Below are 16996 nucleotides of genomic sequence, written 5' to 3' on the forward strand. Positions count from 1 at the left end.
GCGCCCGGCAAGGGAGCGGCGGCGCGAAGGTTTCGGGCCAATTCTCAGGGTGGGGTGAGCTTGAGGATAATCGGGGGTAAGGGATGGCGTAACTGCCCGCAAAGGTACGGCCGGCTCCAGCGGGTAAAAAGCCTGTCATCCTGAGCGCAGCGAAGGTCCTTTTCACATTTGAACAATTTGTTCAGACGCGATAAGGTCCTTCGCTGCGCTCCGGATGACACATTTCTGTAGACCAACCTAAAAGCTCACCTTCACAATCTTAAACCGCGGCGAGGTGGCGGTGTACGGGTATAGCACATAAGCGTCGTTCCCACGTTTGGTGATGGTGGTGGGGCTCACCGCGCCCGTGGCAAAGGTGCCCGTGCTGCGCACGTTGGCCCAGGCGTCGGTGCTGTTGAGGCGGTACACGGTGCTTTGGCTGCCCGAAACAAGCAGCAGCGTTTGCGGGTCGGTGAGGAGCAGGCCATCGGCGCCGGTCAGGCTGAGGCCGGCGGCGTTGGTGACGGTGGTGAAGCTGCCAGGAGTGGCGATGGGCACTTTGAAGAGCGTGCCGGTATTGGCCTTGGCCACAATAAGGTAGCCGTCGGGGTGGTACACGATGCCGTTGAGGCCGAAGGCGGCGCCGGCGTCGAACTGAGGGCTCGTCAGGAATACCGAGGCCGCGCCTTGCGGGTCGACCTTGTAGATGATGGGCGCGTTGCTGTCGGTCACGTAGGCGTTGCCGTCTTTGTCCACGGCAATGTCGTTGGCGAAGTGGTTGGGGTAGGTGGCCGCGGCGGGCAGGCCGCCCAGGTCCACGTAGTTGAGCAGAGCGCCGGTGGTATTGTTGAAGATGGCCAGCGCCGCCCGCTTGCGCAGGGTGGCGGCCGAGGTGCGGCCCGGGTTCACGCCGTTGTCGGACACGGCCACCAGCACGCGGTTGCGACCCGCGTCGAGGTTTACGCCGATGGTGGAAATCAGGCGCTGCTCGTCGGCCAGCTGAGCGAAAGTGCTGTCGTCCTTCACCGTGCCGATGAAGCCTTTGGTGCGCGAGCTCACGATGAAGCGCTTGTTGGCCTCGTCCCACTGGATGCCCTCGGGGTGCAGGGCGGCCTGGGGCACGCTGAGGCGGTCGGGGGCCGTAACGGTGGGCGTGGTGGGCTCATCGTCTTTGGAGCAGCTGGGCAGCAGGGCCAGCAGCCCGGCCGCCAGCGCCGTCAGGCGCATCGCGCGGGGCAAGCGCGAAGCGCCAAGCGAAAAAGATTGGAAGGAATGCAGCATAAGAAGCGGAGGTAAATGTCATTAAATGAACCAGCTGCTTGTACGTACTGCAGAAAAGTATGCCGTCAGAAATCAGGATTAAAAAGGCGTTAAAAAAACTGCGTTTGCATACGCAACGCCAGCGAACAGCTTTCGAGCATGTAGAGAGGCAACACCTTGCGGCTCGGCGCTCGGGTCATTTCGCCTCCTTCCATACCGCCGAGACGTGAAGGTCCTCGTCACTCGCATTTTATTCGCCTGGTGGCGGTTTCAACGCCGCCCCATTATCGGCAAACAGCCCCACCAGATGCCCCAGCGCCCCGGGCGCGTGCAGGCGCTCGCTCCGTTTGCTCCAGGGTTTCCTGGGCCACGGCCGCGGCGCGCTGGCGCATGTGCTGCTCGTAGTGAGCGAGGGCGGCCTGCACGGTTGGGAACTGGTCGCTGGTCAGGCACTGGCTGAGCTCCAGGGCATCGAGCATGGCCATGTTCACGCCTTCGCCGGCGTAGGGCGGCATGAGGTGGGCGGCGTCGCCGAGCAGCGTGAGATTGGGCTGGGCAGGCCAGGTTTGGTCCGGGGGCATGCAGTATTGCGGGCGCGGCACGCAGCGCGTGGTGTCGCTGGCGAACAACTCCTGCCAGATTTCCGCCCAACCCGTAAATCCCTGCCGGAACCAGGCCCCCACCTCTGCCGCGTTCGCGAAGTCGATGCCGCTATCGCGGGCCCAGGTTTCGGGCGTTTTGCAGCCAGTGTAGAAGGTCAGGCTGCCATCGCCTTTGGCACTTACCACCAAGGTTTGGGCGTCATCGAGCGCGAAGATTTTCCCGCCCTGCGTCAGCGCGTGCAGGCGGGGCGCGTTTTGCGCCGCGTCGTACACAGTGCCTTCCACGATGGTCACGCCTGAATAGAACGGCCGGATTTTGGAGTTGGCCCCATCGGCCCCGATGAGAATATCCGCCGTGGCCGTAGCACCGCCCCGAAACGTGAGCTGCCAGCCCGCGCCCAGCGGCTGCACCGCCACCAACTGGCTGTCCCACACCACCGTGCCGGGTTGCAGCGCATCGAGCAGGATGTTGCGCAAGGGGCCCCGGTCGATTTCGGGCCGGAAAGCCGCGTCGCCGAACGTGTCGGCGGGGGCTTCGGCGTGTTGGCTGAGGGCCACGGTGGCGTGCTTGTCGGTCAGGCGCAGCTTGTCGGCACCGGGGCGGTAGTGGGCTTTAAAGGCGTCGAGCAGGCCGGCGGCGCGCAAGGCGGCCAGGCCCGATTCGTCGTGCAGGTCGAGGGTGCCGCCCTGCACCCGCTCGTGGCGACTGCGGTCGCGTTCGTACACGCGCACAGTGGCGCCCTGCCGCTGTAGCAGCCGGGCCAGGGTGAGGCCGCCGGGGCCACCACCCACAACGGCTACTTGTTTGTGTTGCAATAACATGACTGAACAGGTTTCGTAAGTTCAGCGCAAAATTATCTTGAGGGCAAAGCCGATAATTGTATAAATCGGTCGTCCTGATTGCGGGCCAGCTCTTTGGGCACCACGCCCGCGTACTTTTTGATTTCGCGAATGAAATGGGCTTGGTCGGCGAAGTTTTCCTCGGGGAAAAGCCGGCCGGCTTTGAGGTGCGGCAGCGACGCCCGAAACCGCAGGATGTTGGCGTAGGCCTTCAGCGAAAGGCCAAACTGCCGGGTGAAGTACCGATTGATTTGCCGGCTGCTCCAGCCCGCTGCTTTGGCCAGGGCCCCCACCGGCAAAGCCCCGTTGCTGGCGTAAAGCTGCTGAAACAGCTTCCGCTTCCGGGCATCCATTTCCGTGGGCAGCAATTGCGCGATGCGCGCCGCCGCTTTGGCGCAAAAACCGTCAAAATCGCGCAAGTCGGCTGCGCCCAGGCCCAGGTAGCCGGGCGGGAGCGGGCAGCCGGTTTCCAGCAAACCGGCCAGCCGCACGGGCAGCACGTACTCCGCCGCCAGCAGCTTCCAGCTGATGGCAAACACGGGGCGGTGCGGCGGAATGCCCTGCGCGCTGGGCCGGGTGTCGAGCCCCCGGAGCGTCACCTGGCAAGGCTCGGTGGCGGACTCAGAAAAGAACACGTCAATGCGCCCGTCGGGGATGAGCACCATGGGCTGGGCCGTGTCGGCGTGGTTGACGAGCATCCAGAAACTTTCCACGAACTCGGCCAGCGCCGGTGGCGGCGGGCACTCCCGGTGTTCGATGTCGCTGAAAGCCATTTGTGTACAATGCTGATTACTCCCCTACCCGATGGCCTTTTGCACCCACGCCCTGAGCCCCGGCACCCGCGCCAGGCCCACGGCCGCATTCACCAGCCAGGCTTTGTTGCTGAGGAAGCGCATGAGGCGGTAGCTCTTGGCCAGCTTCCGGCCGATTTTATGTTCCACCTGCGCATCATACTGCCGCATAAACCCGGCGCTGAAATCCTGCTGCTCAAAGCAAGCCGCCGCCTGCGCCCCGGCCAGGATGCCGCTCTGAATGGCCGTGTCGATGCCGTGGCCCTGCAGCGGGTCGATGAGCGAAGCGGCGTCGCCGCAGAGCATGAACCGGCTGCCGCTGATGGGCCGCGTGCGCCCCCCGCCCAGCGGCAGGCCGAAGCCGACGATGGGCCCGAGCTGCCGCGCCCCGGCAAAGCGACCAGCCAGCTCCGGGTGGGTGGCCAGTACACGCGCCAAGGTTTCCTTGAGGTCGACTTTGTGCGCCGATACGATTTCGGACAGCATGCCCAGGCCCACGTTGCAGCGCCCGCCGCCCACCGGAAACAGCCACACGTAGCCGGCCAGGTAGTCGCTGCTCAGGAAAAACTCGGTGGTGCCGCTGCTGGCCCCGGCCACGTTTTCGTAGTAAGCGCGCACCCCGGCGCAGTGATGGGCGCGGTCGAGCGGCGCGGGCAGCAGCTTGCGGCCCACCACGGAGTTGGCCCCATCGCAGCCGATGACCAGTCCGGCCGTGATTTCGCGCCCGTCGGTGGTCGTCAGGCGGGCGTGGCCGGGCGCAATGCTCAGCGTTTTGAGGCCGGTATTTTCCAGAATTTCGGTGGCCGAGTGCTGCCGCACCAGCTCCAGCAAAGCCGCATCGAAGGTTTCGCGGGGGCTGTTGAAGCTGGGCAGCTTCCACTGCAGCGTGAGGCCGGCGCCGCTGGGGGCCACGAGGCGGGAGTCGCGCACGTCGTCGCGCGGCTGCAGCTGCCAGAGCTGCTCCACGAAGGCGGGGTCGAGCTGGCGCAGGGCCTTGAATGCTTGGCCAGGCACGGCGTCGCCGCACACCTTGTCGCGCGGAAACTGGGCTTTGTCGAGCAGGGCCACGCGCAGGCCGCTGCGGCGCAGGGCCAGCGCGCAGGCCGCGCCCGCCGGCCCGGCGCCGACGATGGCGACGTCGTAGTCAAGAGTATTTTCGGGAAAACCAGACACGGCGCCAAAGGTAACGGGCAGCGCCGTGCGGCCCTTCGGAATAGCAAAAGGCCATTTTCTGCGAAGCCAGACCGCTCCCCATTTTTCCCAAATTGGTTCTGATGAAAGCAGCGGTAGCCAACCGTTTTGTTTTTTCGTTAGCTTGCTATCTACTATTTCACTCTACCCGACCTTGAACCCGTTCCTTTCTTCTCTGCTTCCGGCCGATGACGAGGTCCGCGTACGGGCCCTCGACCGTTACCAACTGCTGGACGCGCGCAGCGAAAAAGTGCTCGACGACGTGGTGGCCGCCACGGCCCGCCTGTTTGGCGTGTCCAACGCCATGCTCTCCATTGTGGAAAAAGACACCGTGCTGGTGAAGGCGCCCTACAACCTGCCTGCGCCCATCGAGCGTGTGCCCCGCGAGCAAAGCGTGTGTTCGGCCACCATTTTGCAGGACGACACGACCGTGTTTGAGGACGTGGAAAAAACCGGCGTGCCCGGCGTCGACCTCACGCTGGTGCGGCAGCTGGGGCTGCATTTTTACGCCGGTCACAACCTGCGCACCCCCGACGGCCACAACCTCGGTACCCTCTGCATCCTCGACGGCCCGCCGCGCCGCTTCACCCCTGCCGAACGCTCGCTGCTGAGCCGCCTAGCGGCTGTGGTGATGCGCCTGCTGGAGCTGCGCCGCGTGCTGGGGCCGCACACCGGCCTCACGGCCTCGCTCTGGGAAATTGTGTACCGGGCCATTGGCGAGCAGCTAAAGCGCCTCACCGACCTGGCGCAGCGCATCGGGCCCGCCACGGGCCGGCAGCTCTCACCGGCCGCCGCGCAGGAAGCCGGGGCCATTGTGGGCATCATCGACCAGTTTCTGGCCTCTACGCTCCAGCGCCGCTAACCCGCGCGGCGGGGGCTGCCCGGCAATAGGGGTTGGAACTTGCCATTGCTTAAATTGCACAATACTGGCCATCACGCGCAACCCTGCCCCGCCGCCCGTGGTACAAGCAGCGGGCGGCCCATCAGCCAGCGCATCTGATTTGCGGCCAGCAGCGTTTGTCTATTACTGGCCAGCCTTTTTCATTTCTTGCTTTGGTTGAGATTTCCAATCCTCTGATACCGGCCAACGACACGGCCCGCCTGCAAGTGCTGGCCAGCTACCAACTGCTGGACACGCGCAGCGAAAAAGTGCTCGACGACGTGGTGGCCGCCACGGCCCGCCTGTTTGGCGTGTCCAACGCCATGCTCTCCATTGTGGAAAAAGACACGGTGCTGGTGAAGGCGCCCTACAACCTGCCCGTGCCCATCGAACGCGTGCCCCGCGAGCAAAGCGTTTGTTCGGCCACCATTTTACAGGACGACACGGCCGTATTCGAGGACCTGGCCCGCGCCACCATCCCCGGCGTCGACGTCTCGCTGCTGTTGCAGCTGGGCCTCAGCTTCTACGCCGGCCACAACCTGCGCACGCCCGAGGGCTACAACCTCGGCTCGCTGTGCGTGTACGACGGCCCGCCCCGGCAGTTCTCGCCCACCGAGCGCGCCCTGTTGGCCATCCTGGCCGGCCTGGTGATGCGCCTGCTGGAGCTGCGCCGCGCCTTGGGCGCCCACGCCGACACCACCGCTGTGCTCTGGGAGCCCGTGTACCGCGCCATCGGCGGGCAGCTGGCCCGCCTCACCGAACTGGCCCAGCGTACCACGCCCCCCGGCGAGCCGCCGGGCATCACCGAAAGCGTGGTGGCCGAAGTGAAGGCTATTGCGGCCGTGGTCGAGCAGTTTGTGGCCGCCACGCTCAAGCGGGTGTAGGGCGGCGAGCGCAGGGGAAGCGTACTTTTGCGACGTTTCTGTGTCTGTAGTATGATGGTTGAAAAAAACGAGGTAAAGACGCTGGCCCTGTTGGGCGCCACGGGCTCCATTGGCACGCAGGCGCTGGAAGTGGTGCGGCAGCAGCCGGGCCGGTTCCGGGTGGCGGTGCTCAGCGCGCAGCGGCAATGGGAGCTGCTGGCGCAGCAGGCGCGGGAGTTTCGGCCCGCCGTGGTTGTTATTGGCGAGGACAGCTTTTATCAGCAGTTGAAAGACTCCCTGACCGACCAGCCCGAAACCGAGGTGCTGGCCGGCGCGGCAGCCCTGGCCGAAGTCGTAACCCGGCCCGAAATCGACATTGTGCTCACCGCGCTGGTGGGCTACGCCGGGCTGCTGCCCACGGTGGCCGCCATCCGGGCCGGCAAGGACATTGCCCTGGCCAATAAGGAAACCCTGGTGGTGGCCGGCGAGCTGATTACCAGCCTCGTGCGGCAGCACAACGTGCGCCTGCTGCCCGTCGATTCGGAGCACTCCGCCATCTTCCAGTGCCTGGTGGGCGAGGAACAGAATCCCATCGAGAAAATCATCCTCACCGCCTCTGGCGGCCCGTTCCGCGGCCGCTCGGTCCGCGAGATGGAGGCCGTAACCAAGGCCCAGGCCCTGAAACACCCCAACTGGGACATGGGCGCCAAAATCACCATCGACTCGGCCTCGCTTATGAACAAGGGCCTGGAGGTGATTGAAGCCAAGTGGCTATTTGGCCTGCGCGACGAGCAGATTGACGTGGTGGTGCACCCCCAGAGCATTGTCCACTCGCTGGTGCAGTTCGAAGACGGCTCTCTGAAGGCCCAGCTGGGCTTGCCCGACATGAAGCTGCCCATTCAGTACGCGCTGGGCTACCCGCAGCGGCTGGTCAATACCTTCCCGCGCTTTTCCTTCCTCGACTACCCCACCCTCACCTTCGAGGCGCCCGACCGGGTGGCCTTCCCCAACCTGGAGCTGGCCTTTGGGGCCATGCGGCGGGGCGGCAACGCGCCATGCGTGCTCAACGCGGCCAACGAAGTGGCCGTGGCCGCCTTCCTGCGGGAGCAGGTGGGCTTCCGGCAAATGTCGGACCTGGTGGCCGAGTGCCTGGCGCGGGTGTCGTACCTTGCCGAGCCAATTTTGGCCGACCTGGTGGCCACCGACGCCGAAACGCGGCGGCTGGCGGAAACCCTGGTTTAACAACTTTTGTCATGCTGACGCAGGAAGCATCTTATCACGGCTGCCTACGTCAGAATTACTCATACACGTGTAGCGCGGGCGTGATAAGGCCCTTCGACCTCGCTTGATGCGCGACATGCTCACGATAACAGATTAATTACCCCCTCCCTTGGCTATCCTCACCATGATTGGCCAGCTTGTGCTGGCGCTTTCCATTCTTGTTGGCTTGCACGAATTCGGCCATTTTGCCTTCGCCAAGCTCTTTAAAATCCGGGTCGATAAGTTCTACATCTTCTTCGATTTTCTGTTTCCAATGCCCAACGTGGCCAATTTCGCGTTGTTCAAGAAGAAGGTGGGCGAGACGGAGTACGGCATCGGCTGGTTCCCCCTGGGCGGCTACGTGCAGATTCACGGCATGATAGACGAGACGCAGGACGCCTCGGCCCTGGCGGGCCCGCCGCAGCCCGACGAGTTTCGGGGCAAGCCGGCCTGGCAGCGCCTGCTGGTGATGCTGGGCGGCATCATCATGAACGTCATCTTGGGCATTGTGATTTTCGCGGCGGTATCATACAAGTGGGGCGACACCTACCTGCCCGCTTCGGAGGCCCGCTACGGCGTGGTAACCAGCAGCCTGGGCCGCTCCATCGGCTTCCAGACTGGCGATAAAATTGTAAAAATCAACGGGCGGCCTTTCACGGAGTTCGACGACGTGTACAAGCCCGATGTGCTGATGGGCGACAACGCCTACTACACGGTGGAGCGCAACGGGCAGCTGCTTGACATCAAGGTTCCGCAGACTTTCTTCGCCAAAGTCTCGAAGCAAGCCGACCAGGACAGCGCGTCTTTTGTGACCCCGCGCATGACTTTCAACGTGAAAACGGTATCCCCGGGCGGCAGCTCGGAAAAAGCCGGGCTGCTGGCGGGCGACAAAATCGTGTCGGTGGCCGGCGCGCCGGTGCAGTACTACGATGAGTTGAAAAGCATACTGGCGGCCCATAAAAGCCAGCGGGTAGCCATGGAAGTGCAGCGCGGGGGCCAAACCGTGCCGCTGTCCGTATCCGTGAGCAAGGGCGGCCTTATTGGCTTCGTGATGGAGCCGACCATGAAGTTTAGCACGCACTACTATTCACTGGCCGAATCGGTGCCGGTGGGGGTGAAAAAGGCCTTTGGCGTGATTGGGTTGCAGGCCAAAGCCTTCGCCAAAATTGGCCGGGGCGAGCTGTCGGCATCCGAAAGCCTCGGTGGCCCGGTGGAAATTGCCCAGCAGTTTGGCGGCATTTGGGACTGGCAGCACTTCTGGGGATTGGCCGGGGGCCTGAGCATGGTGCTGGCCTTCATGAACCTGCTGCCCATCCCGGCCCTCGACGGCGGCCACGTGGTGTTCCTGCTCTACGAAATGATTTTGCGCCGCAAGCCCTCGGATGCCTTCATGGAAGGCGCCCAGCGCGTGGGCACTTTCCTCATCCTTGCCCTCATGGCTTATGTGCTTGTCTTCAAGCAAATAATGAAGTTCTTCCCGGACAAGGAAGAGCCTCAGACCGAGGTAACAAAGCCGACGCCGGCCCAGCCCGCCCGTCCCTAGCCGGGCGCGGCGTCTCCTTACTTCGCTAGCTGTTTTTCGCCGTGCGTCACCTTGTGGTTGCTTTTGCTGCGTTGCTGTTGCTCCCATTAGCCGGGGCCAGCCTGGCCCTGCACGCCTACCACAGCACCCTCACCGAGCTGCGCTACAACCCGGCCAAAAAGCAGCTGGAGCTGTCGGTGAAAGTGTTTACCGACGATTTTGAAAAGGCAATCTCGCAGGGCCAGCCGGCAGCGGTGAGCCTGACCGACGCCGGCCCGCGCCCACTGACGCTGGCCACGGCCTACGTGCAGCGCACCCTACAAATCCGCACCCCGGCGGGCGCGCCACTGCAAGTGCAGGTGCTGGGCCTGCAGCATGAAAACGATGGCTACTGGCTCTACTGCAAAGTGCCGCTACCCGGCCCGCTCACGGGCATACAGCTCCGCCAAGCAATGATGCTGGAGGCATTTGGCGACGAGATGAACATCGTCAACATCGAGGCCAACGGCAAAAAGCAAAGCGCCCTGTTCCGGGCCGGCCACGAGCAGGAAACCATCAACTGGTAAGCTACTGAGTGCCGCGAAATGATATTTCGCGGCACTCGTGCTATTTCTCCAAGGCGCCGCGCAAAAATTGGCTGAACGGCACCATGGCACGGAATACGTCCAGCACGTGGGCCCGGAAATCGGGGTGCGCCAGCACGTCGACGTCCGTCATGGTATGCGAGGCGATGAAGCTTTTGTGCTTGAGCAGCTCGATTTCGGGGTGGTCGGCGGAGTAGGCGGCGGGGGACTTCTTCAGCCGCTCGCCGCCCAGGCCGCCGAAGTAGCGCTGGAAATCGGGCGCGGCCAGCAGCGCCTTCAGCTCGTCGGCGTTGTAGTCGATTTCCTGGCGAATGGCGGCCAGCTGCTCCTTATCGGGCTGGTAGAGGCCGCCGCCGATGAGGGTGCTGCCGTTGGGGCCCAGTTGCACGTAGTAGCCGGGCGTTTCGATGTCTTTGCCGCTGGCGGTGAAGTAGGCCGAGAAGTGCAGCTTGTAGGGGTCTTTGTTGTTGCTAAACCGCACGTCGCGGTAGATGCGGAAGATGCTTTTGCGGCCCTGCGGCCCGGCCAGTATGGGGTCGAGCTTCTGCAACTCCCGAAACCAATACTCGGCGTCTTCTTCAAACTGCTTGCGCAGCTGGTCGTAGGTGGGCTTGCGCTCCTGAAACCAGGCGCGGTCGTTGTGTTTGCTGAGGCCGGTGAGAAAGGTGAAAAGAGGCTTGAGCTGCATGGATTGGAAGAAGTTTAAGGTCAAACTCCCCTCCTTTTCGAAGGAGTGGATGTTCGAGCCAAAGGCTCGGACGGGGGTGGTTGCGTCGTTGAACGATACCTGAACGACTTGCGCCCACATCGTTCGGGTATTGTTCAACGGCGCAACCACCCCAGTTGCCGCGGGCGCGGCAACGTCCCCTCCTCAACTGAGGAGGGGAGTTGATGTTCAGTCGTCGTCGCCTTCCTCTTCTTCCTCGCGCTCCGCCTTCGCTTCGCGCAGGAACGCGGCGCGGCGCGGGGCGGGCATCTGGCTTTTTTCGCCCCGGATGGCTTGCCAAATGTTTTCGTTGAAAGCCAGGTCCGGCGCGGCGTCTTCGCGGCTCATGTCGAACTGGAGGGCGCGGCGGGCGGGGGCGTTGAAGGCGGTGTTGCGCGCATCGAGCGCGGTGGTAGCGGGGCGCACCGTGTAGGGCTTGAAATTGGGCCGGGGCGTGAAGCAGGCCCAGAGCGGCAGGGCGGCGGCATCGTACTGGCTCATGGGCGGCAGGCCGAGGATGAGCTCCAGCGTGCGCAGCATGCCGGACGTGGTGTAGGCCGTGTGCACCACAGCGTTGCGCCGGATGTAGGGCCCGATGAGGTAGGCCGTGGAGCGGTGCGCGTCCACGTGGTCGGGGCCGTTCTGGGCGTCGTCCTCCACTATCATCACCACCGACTCTTTCCAGACCGGGCTGTTGGAGAGGTGCTCGATGAGGCGGCCCAGGGCCAGGTCGTTGTCGGCAGCGTAGCTCAGCGGGTGCAGCTCGCCTTTGCGGGCGCCGTAGGTGTGGTCGTTGGGCAGGCGGATGATGCTGAGGTTGGGCAGCTTACCGGCGGCTACGAGTTGGTCGAAATCCTGCTCCCACACCTTTTCGCGGTCCACGTCCTTCACCTTCAGGTTGAAGCCCGCGTACTCCTTGCAGTAGTTGGCCGCGATGGCCGGCTTGGTGGGCTTGCCGCCGAACACGAACTCGCCGTAGGAGCGGAACGTGCGGCCCGCGCGCAGGCAATAGTCCCACAGAAAGCCGTCCTGGGGCTCGGCCACTTCGCCCTTGCTGCCCTCGAAGTCGTAGTCGCCGCCGCGGCCGCTGTAGTTGCTGGGCCAGGTTTTCTCCACGAAGTCGGTGGCGTAGGCGGCCGTGCTCCAGTTGTGGCCGTCTGCGCTCACTTCGGCATCCACGTAGAAATTATCGAGCAGCACAAACTCCCGCGTGAGGGCGTGGTGATTAGGCGTCACCTTTTCGGGAAACAGGCAGAGGCTGATGTCGCCGTTGCCGGCCGGCAGGTCGCCGAGCACTTGGTCGTAGGTGCGGTTTTCCTTGATGATGTAGAAGACGTGCTTGATGGGCGACTTCTCCCCCACCCGTTGCGGCACGGGGTTGCCGGCCGGCACGTCGGGCGAGGCCTCCCGGCTTTTGCTGAAGGGCGTGTTGGCGTACACCTGCGTCGAATACGCGGCCAGAGCTTTTTCGTCGGGCACGGGCAGGCGCGAGAGCGAGCCCAGCAGCAGCCCGCCGATGTAGCCGGCACCCTTCTCGCCCACGTCGCGCACGGGGTTGGGGCCGTTGGGATTGGGCTTGGAGGTGCTGCCCTTGCCGTTGGTTATCAGCAATTGCTTGCCCGCCACGGCCACCGCCGTGGGGTACCAGCCCGTGGGAATGAAGCCCAGCGGCCGGCTGGTGGCCGCGTCGCGCACGTCGAACACGGCCAGGCAGTTGTTGTCGGCGTTGGCAATAAAGAGCTGGCTTTCGTCGGCGCTCAGGGCCAGGCCATCGGGCGTGCTGCCGGCGGGCGAGGCCGGAAACAGGGCCGTGTTGAGCGTTTCCGTCACCAGCCCGCGCCGGGTGTTGATGACCGAAACCGAGTTGCTGTTGGCGTTGGCCACAAACAGCCGGCTGCCGTCGCGACTGATGGCCAAGGCGTTGGGGTGGCTGCCCACGGGGATGGTGGGCAGCAGCACCTGGTGGTCGAGGTCGTAGGTAGCCACCGCGTGCCCGCCCCAAAGGCTGATGTAGAGGGCGCGCTGCGTGGGGTGCAGCACCACGCCGTAAGCCTCAGCGGGCAGCTTCACCACGCGCTCCACCTGCTGCGTTTTCCGGGTGATGATGTAGAGGGAATTGTCCTCGCGCGTGACGGCGTAGAGCCGCTCGGCATCGGCGGCTACGCCGGCCACGCCAATTTTCTGCTTCGGCCACTTTTCGCCCAGCACCAGGGCGCTGTCGGCCAGCAGTTTCTGCCCCTCCACTTTGAAGGTGTGGATGCGGTTGTGCTGCCCGCCCGAGGCGTAAATCGTGCGGCCATCGGGCGCGAAAGCCAGGCCCGCCCAAGCGGCCGGCACTTCTTTGGTGTCAAGCAGCTGGCCGGTGGCCACGTCGAGCAGCTGCACGGAGTTTTTGCCCCAGCCGGCATTAACCACGGCGGCCAGGCGGCCGTCGGGGCTGATTTGCAGGTTGAGGGGCAGGTCGCCGAGCGGGGTGGCGGTGCCGGCCGGGCTCAGCTTCCAGCCGTTGGAAAGGCGGGTTTGGGCGGTGCCGGCAATGGGGCCGGGCAGCACGCCGGGTGCTTCGGGCGCGGCCTTCTGGGCGGAGTTGCCGGTGCAGCTGAGCAGCCCGAGCAGCGGCAGCAGCGGGGCCAGGCGGCGGAGTTTTTTGAAGGGCGTCATTGAACACGAGCCGCGCAGTGGCATGGCTGCGCAGACGGCTGCGAAGGTAGCCCGCCGGCGCGGCAGGTTGTTTGGGCGTGGCACCTTACCGCCGGCTCCTTTCTGGTGGCGAGAAAAGTCAGTCGACTTGTAATGTGGGCACTGCGGGTCTGCGTCTTGGCGCAAAATACTTGACACCCCAGCAAATGCGGACCTGCAGCGTCCACGCTACAAGCTGCGCCTCAGCTGTTAAGAACCATTTTCACTCCCTACAAAATAGAAACACCACAATGCCGTTGTAAGCGCATTCTCCACTTTCACCGCTTGGGTTTTTATGCTGCGTCGTTTGTCGTGCTGCGGGTTATTGCTATTGTCCGTGTTCCAACTGTTTGCCCAGGGCTGCGCGGCGCCCGGCAGCAGCTCACCCCCGGATAGCCTGACCGGGAAAAACCCGGCGGCCTTCTGGAAAGAGCAGCTGCGGTTTCCGCGGGTGCGGACGGCGCAGGCGGCCATCGGGCCGGTGCTGGCCGGGCGGCTGCGCGCGCATTCGCTCGAAGCGAAGCAGCTGGAAGTATTCATTCGCATGATAAAAAGCCGCGCCGAGCTGGAGGTGTGGGCCCGCAACCAGGGCGGCGGCCCTTTTCAATTGTTCGAAACCTACCCACTCTCGGCCACTTCGGGCACGCTGGGCCCCAAGCGCCGGGCCGGCGACTACCAGGTGCCCGAGGGCTTCTACGAAATCGACCGCTTCAACCCCAAAAGCAACTACCACCTCTCGCTGGGCCTGAACTACCCCAACGCCGCCGACCGCGCCTTGGGCGAGCCCCACCCCGGCGGCGACATCTTCATCCACGGCGGCGCGGCGTCCATCGGCTGTATGCCCATCACCGACGCGGGCATCGAGGAAGTGTACCTGCTGGCCGTAGCATCGCGGGCCGCCGGGCAGGCCGTCATCCCGGTGCACTTGTTTCCTTTCCCCATCACCGAAGTCGAGTTGGCCAAGCGGCGCAACAGCCCGCACCAAGCCTTTTGGCGGAGCCTGATGCCGGGCTACACGTATTTTGAGCAGCACCACGATGTGGTGAAGGCTGATGCGCTGGCCGTGGCGCGGTAGACAACTTGTAGCGTGGACTCTGCGAGTCCGCGCCGGGGCGCACGTTCAAGCAATGCGCGGACTCGCAGAGTCCACGCTACGGCCCGTCATTCGCACCATTGGGCACGATTTTTTCGTTTAGCCGCGAAACCAATCTGATTACCCCTGCCCATGAAACGCCTTTTGCTTGCGTTGTCCTCCTTATTATTCACTTTCGCTGCCCAGGCCCAACGGACCACCGACTTGTGGTACTTCGGCCAGCAGGCCGGCCTCACCTTTGCCGACGGCACGCCCAAGCCGTTGAACGACGGCAAGATGAGCACCTACGAAGGCTGTGCCGTGGCCACCACGGCCAAGGGTGAGCTGCTGTTCTACACCAACGGCGAAACCGTGTGGAACCGCAAGCACCAGCCCATGCCCAACGGCCGCAAGCTGATGGGCAGCGGCAGCAGCACCCAGTCGGCCCTCATCGTGCCAGACCCCGGCTCGGGCAACGTATTCTACATTTTCACGGTGGCGCCGCAGGGCACACCCAACGGCCTGCGCTACTCCGTGGTGGACATGACCCGCGACGACGGCTTCGGCGACCTACCCCGGGTGAACCTGCTGCTCATTCAGCCGGTGGCCGAAAAACTGGCCGCCGTGCGCCACGCCAACGGCCGCGACACCTGGGTGGTGGCCCACCGCTGGAATTCCAACGCCTTTGTGAGCTACCTCGTGACAGCCGACGGCGTGGCCGGCAAGCCGCTGATGAGCAACGTGGGGAGCATGAACGCCGGCCCCGGCCGCAACGCCATCGGTGCACTCAAGTTCTCGCCTGATGGCAAACACCTGGCCGCTGCGCTCTGGCGCGAAACCAACAAGTTTGAAATCTACGACTTCGACCGCGCCACCGGCAAGGTGAGCAACCCGCGCAGCTTCGGCCCCTTTGCCGAAGCCTACGGCGTGGAGTTTTCGCCCGATGGCTCCAAGGTGTACGGCACCTGCAACGGCGTGGGCGGCGGCGAAACCCAAATCTGGCAGTTTGACCTCAAAACCAAGGACAAGGTGATGGTAGGCAAGTCGGCGAACCGCAAAATCGGCGCCTTGCAGCTCGGCCCCGACGGCCGCATCTACGTGGCCCGCGAAGACAACCCCAACCTCGGCGTCATCGAGCAGCCCAACGCCCTGGGCAAGGACTGCAAGTACGTGGACGAGGGCCTCAAGCTGGGCGGCCGCCGCAGCAAGCTCGGGTTGCCCGCGTTTGTGGTGGTGCCTTAATGTAACCCAACAAAAACAGAAAAGGCCGCCATGCTCAGCATGGCGGCCTTTTCTGTTTTTGTTGGGTTATGCCTTACTGCTCCTCCTTATTGCCACCGATTTTGAACCGCAGGAAACCCGCGGCAATCGAGTAATAAGGCGACTTATCGCTGAAATACCCCGTCACGTCGCGGGAACTGAAGCCAGCTTCCCACACCGGGGTCACGAAGGTGAGGCCCAGGGGCAGGCTGGCGCCGTAGCCGGCACCGCCGCTCACGCCGCTGCTCAGACGTATCCAGTTCACGGGCTTGAAGTCGACACCCAGGCCCACGAAAGACGAGGTGAGGTTGCCGGCCACTTTGTTGAGGGGCGTGGTCACGTCAACGCCCACTTCCACGAGGCTGCTCACGCGCATGCCGGCCCCGAAACGGAACTTCCCCGGCAGGGCGGCTTTGCGCTCCTTAGCGGCTTCGTATGTGAACAGGGTTTGCTTGTCGGTGTCGAACTGGTCGGCCAGGCTGCTGAAAATGTCGTAGGTGGTGGCGCCTTGCGACTGCAGCTGCTGCAGGCGCTGGTCGGTGGCCGTCACCACGTTGCCGGTCCAGGTCATGTTGCCAATGTCGGTGACCGAAGCGCCCAGCCGCAGGCCCTTGCCCACTTCCACGGCCAGGCCGAAATCGAACCCGTGGCCATTGCCCACCGAGTTGAACACGCCCGACTCGCGCACGCTGTTGAAGTTGGGGTTGGACGACAGCGTGCCGTAGTCGATGTCGAACACGGGCGAGAGGGCCGTGAAAGCGTAGAGGCTGCCGCTTTCGGCCCGCACGTCCACAATGCCCAGGCCCTGAATGTAGCGGTAGCCCACCCCTATCGAGGCGTGCAGGCCGTCTTTGCTCAGCACTTCCAGCCCGTAAGACACGTTGTATTCGCTGGTGGAAGCCAGTTGAATGGACGTGCCATCGAGCACCGTCGACACCAGCGGGGCGTTGGGGTTGGTGGGCGTGGGCGAGCCGCTGGTGTTGGCCGTGGGGTAGTACTGCCGCACGATGGCCGCGTTCTGGCCGTTCACCAGAATGTCGGCGGCGTTCGGGTTCAGGCCCAGGTGCAGGCTGTTGCGCAGCCGGTTGCTGAACGCAATGCCGCCCAGCCCGTTGGGCAGCGCCACGGCAAAGCCCACGGTGGTAGCGTCCACGTTGAGGTTGAGCACATCGGGGCCCGACAGGGCGCCCACCAGCTCGGTGCGCTGGGCAGCGGTCAGGGGCTGGCTGTCGGCGGTGATGATATTCTTAAAGATGTTCTGGGTCAGGGAACGTGAAGCGCCGCCCGCGCCGAACTCCCCGATGGTGAACGACACCAGCGGCGCCCCGGCCCGCCCCAGGTTGGCGGGGTTTACGCCGATGGCCTGATAGCCCTGGGCGAAGGTGTTGATGACGCCGCCCCGGCCGGCGGCCGAGAAGTTGCTCAACTCGTTTTGGGCCCATGCCGAGCCCGGAAGCGCCAGCCCGAGGGCCAGCAGCGCATAGTAAAAGGGTGCTTTCATATCGAA

14 protein-coding genes are annotated in these 16996 nt (G+C 64.1%); 7 read left to right on the forward strand and 7 right to left on the reverse strand.

Features of this window, described 5'->3' with window-relative positions; genetic code table 11:
* Window positions 1-237 precede the first annotated feature (237 nt).
* From MTP16_RS00090 to MTP16_RS00105, 4 genes are all read right to left on the reverse strand, one after another.
* A complete protein-coding gene (locus tag MTP16_RS00090) occupies window positions 238-1260 on the reverse strand; it encodes a hypothetical protein (protein ID WP_243514738.1) in 1023 nt (340 codons plus the stop codon).
* A 263-nt stretch (window positions 1261-1523) separates the two neighbouring features.
* Window positions 1524-2663: an FAD-dependent oxidoreductase gene (locus MTP16_RS00095; RefSeq protein WP_243514740.1), complete on the reverse strand. Its 1140-nt coding sequence runs from the start codon at window positions 2661-2663 to the stop codon at window positions 1524-1526.
* Window positions 2664-2695: 32 nt separating this feature from the next.
* The gene (locus MTP16_RS00100; protein WP_243514742.1) at window positions 2696-3454 is read right to left on the reverse strand and encodes a helix-turn-helix domain-containing protein; all 759 of its coding nucleotides are present in this window, start codon (window positions 3452-3454) and stop codon (window positions 2696-2698) included.
* Window positions 3455-3478: 24 nt separating this feature from the next.
* The gene (locus tag MTP16_RS00105; RefSeq protein ID WP_243514743.1) at window positions 3479-4645 is read right to left on the reverse strand and encodes an NAD(P)/FAD-dependent oxidoreductase; all 1167 of its coding nucleotides are present in this window, start codon (window positions 4643-4645) and stop codon (window positions 3479-3481) included.
* A 172-nt stretch (window positions 4646-4817) separates the two neighbouring features.
* Here MTP16_RS00105 and MTP16_RS00110 point away from each other — a divergent pair, with 172 nt between their 5' ends.
* The 5 genes from MTP16_RS00110 (at window position 4818) to MTP16_RS00130 (ending at window position 9754) form a co-directional block, all read left to right on the forward strand.
* Window positions 4818-5525 carry a GAF domain-containing protein gene (locus tag MTP16_RS00110; RefSeq protein WP_243514746.1) on the forward strand — a complete coding sequence of 236 codons (708 nt, stop codon included), beginning with the start codon at window positions 4818-4820 and terminating at the stop codon, window positions 5523-5525.
* Window positions 5526-5716: 191 nt separating this feature from the next.
* Window positions 5717-6427, forward strand: a complete 711-nt coding sequence (locus tag MTP16_RS00115; RefSeq protein WP_243514748.1) for a GAF domain-containing protein — start codon at window positions 5717-5719, stop codon at window positions 6425-6427.
* Window positions 6428-6478: 51 nt separating this feature from the next.
* Window positions 6479-7648, forward strand: a complete 1170-nt coding sequence (locus MTP16_RS00120; RefSeq protein WP_380286878.1) for a 1-deoxy-D-xylulose-5-phosphate reductoisomerase — start codon at window positions 6479-6481, stop codon at window positions 7646-7648.
* Window positions 7649-7796: 148 nt separating this feature from the next.
* Window positions 7797-9209 (forward strand): RIP metalloprotease RseP, encoded by a 1413-nt coding sequence (gene rseP, locus MTP16_RS00125; RefSeq protein WP_243514751.1) that lies wholly within the window; start codon window positions 7797-7799, stop codon window positions 9207-9209.
* 77 nt (window positions 9210-9286) lie between these two features.
* On the forward strand, window positions 9287-9754 hold the full coding sequence (locus MTP16_RS00130) for a DUF6702 family protein (protein WP_243514753.1): 468 nt from the start codon (window positions 9287-9289) through the stop codon (window positions 9752-9754).
* Window positions 9755-9794: 40 nt separating this feature from the next.
* On the opposite strand, the gene MTP16_RS00135 is transcribed toward MTP16_RS00130, so the two are convergent.
* Window positions 9795-10460, reverse strand: a complete 666-nt coding sequence (locus MTP16_RS00135) for a DUF2461 domain-containing protein (RefSeq protein WP_243514755.1) — start codon at window positions 10458-10460, stop codon at window positions 9795-9797.
* Window positions 10461-10667: 207 nt separating this feature from the next.
* Window positions 10668-13139 carry a bifunctional YncE family protein/alkaline phosphatase family protein gene (locus MTP16_RS00140; RefSeq protein ID WP_243514757.1) on the reverse strand — a complete coding sequence of 824 codons (2472 nt, stop codon included), beginning with the start codon at window positions 13137-13139 and terminating at the stop codon, window positions 10668-10670.
* 355 nt (window positions 13140-13494) lie between these two features.
* On the opposite strand from MTP16_RS00140, the gene MTP16_RS00145 reads away from it, so the two are divergent.
* Together MTP16_RS00145 and MTP16_RS00150 are read left to right on the forward strand one after the other, a co-directional pair.
* A complete protein-coding gene (locus MTP16_RS00145) occupies window positions 13495-14232 on the forward strand; it encodes a L,D-transpeptidase family protein (RefSeq protein WP_243514759.1) in 738 nt (245 codons plus the stop codon).
* 150 nt (window positions 14233-14382) lie between these two features.
* Window positions 14383-15471 (forward strand): WD40 repeat domain-containing protein, encoded by a 1089-nt coding sequence (locus MTP16_RS00150; protein ID WP_243514761.1) that lies wholly within the window; start codon window positions 14383-14385, stop codon window positions 15469-15471.
* A 73-nt stretch (window positions 15472-15544) separates the two neighbouring features.
* Here the strand turns inward: MTP16_RS00150 and MTP16_RS00155 are convergent, their stop codons facing one another.
* Window positions 15545-16990 carry a DUF5723 family protein gene (locus MTP16_RS00155; RefSeq protein ID WP_243514762.1) on the reverse strand — a complete coding sequence of 482 codons (1446 nt, stop codon included), beginning with the start codon at window positions 16988-16990 and terminating at the stop codon, window positions 15545-15547.
* Window positions 16991-16996: the final 6 nt, after the last annotated feature.

The sequence above is a fragment of the Hymenobacter monticola genome (assembly GCF_022811645.1).
In the GTDB taxonomy this organism is placed as follows: domain Bacteria; phylum Bacteroidota; class Bacteroidia; order Cytophagales; family Hymenobacteraceae; genus Hymenobacter; species Hymenobacter monticola.

What these genes read in the sequence shown, in the direction of transcription:
- MTP16_RS00090 (WP_243514738.1), bottom strand. Translation starts at nt 1,260, where the DNA reads ATGCTGCATTCCTTCCAATCTTTTTCGCTTGGCGCTTCGCGCTTGCCC.
- MTP16_RS00095 (WP_243514740.1), bottom strand. Translation starts at nt 2,663, where the DNA reads ATGTTATTGCAACACAAACAAGTAGCCGTTGTGGGTGGTGGCCCCGGC.
- MTP16_RS00100 (WP_243514742.1), bottom strand. Translation starts at nt 3,454, where the DNA reads ATGGCTTTCAGCGACATCGAACACCGGGAGTGCCCGCCGCCACCGGCG.
- MTP16_RS00120 (WP_380286878.1), top strand. Translation starts at nt 6,479, where the DNA reads ATGATGGTTGAAAAAAACGAGGTAAAGACGCTGGCCCTGTTGGGCGCC.
- MTP16_RS00135 (WP_243514755.1), bottom strand. Translation starts at nt 10,460, where the DNA reads ATGCAGCTCAAGCCTCTTTTCACCTTTCTCACCGGCCTCAGCAAACAC.
- MTP16_RS00140 (WP_243514757.1), bottom strand. Translation starts at nt 13,139, where the DNA reads ATGACGCCCTTCAAAAAACTCCGCCGCCTGGCCCCGCTGCTGCCGCTG.
- MTP16_RS00150 (WP_243514761.1), top strand. Translation starts at nt 14,383, where the DNA reads ATGAAACGCCTTTTGCTTGCGTTGTCCTCCTTATTATTCACTTTCGCT.
- MTP16_RS00155 (WP_243514762.1), bottom strand. Translation starts at nt 16,990, where the DNA reads ATGAAAGCACCCTTTTACTATGCGCTGCTGGCCCTCGGGCTGGCGCTT.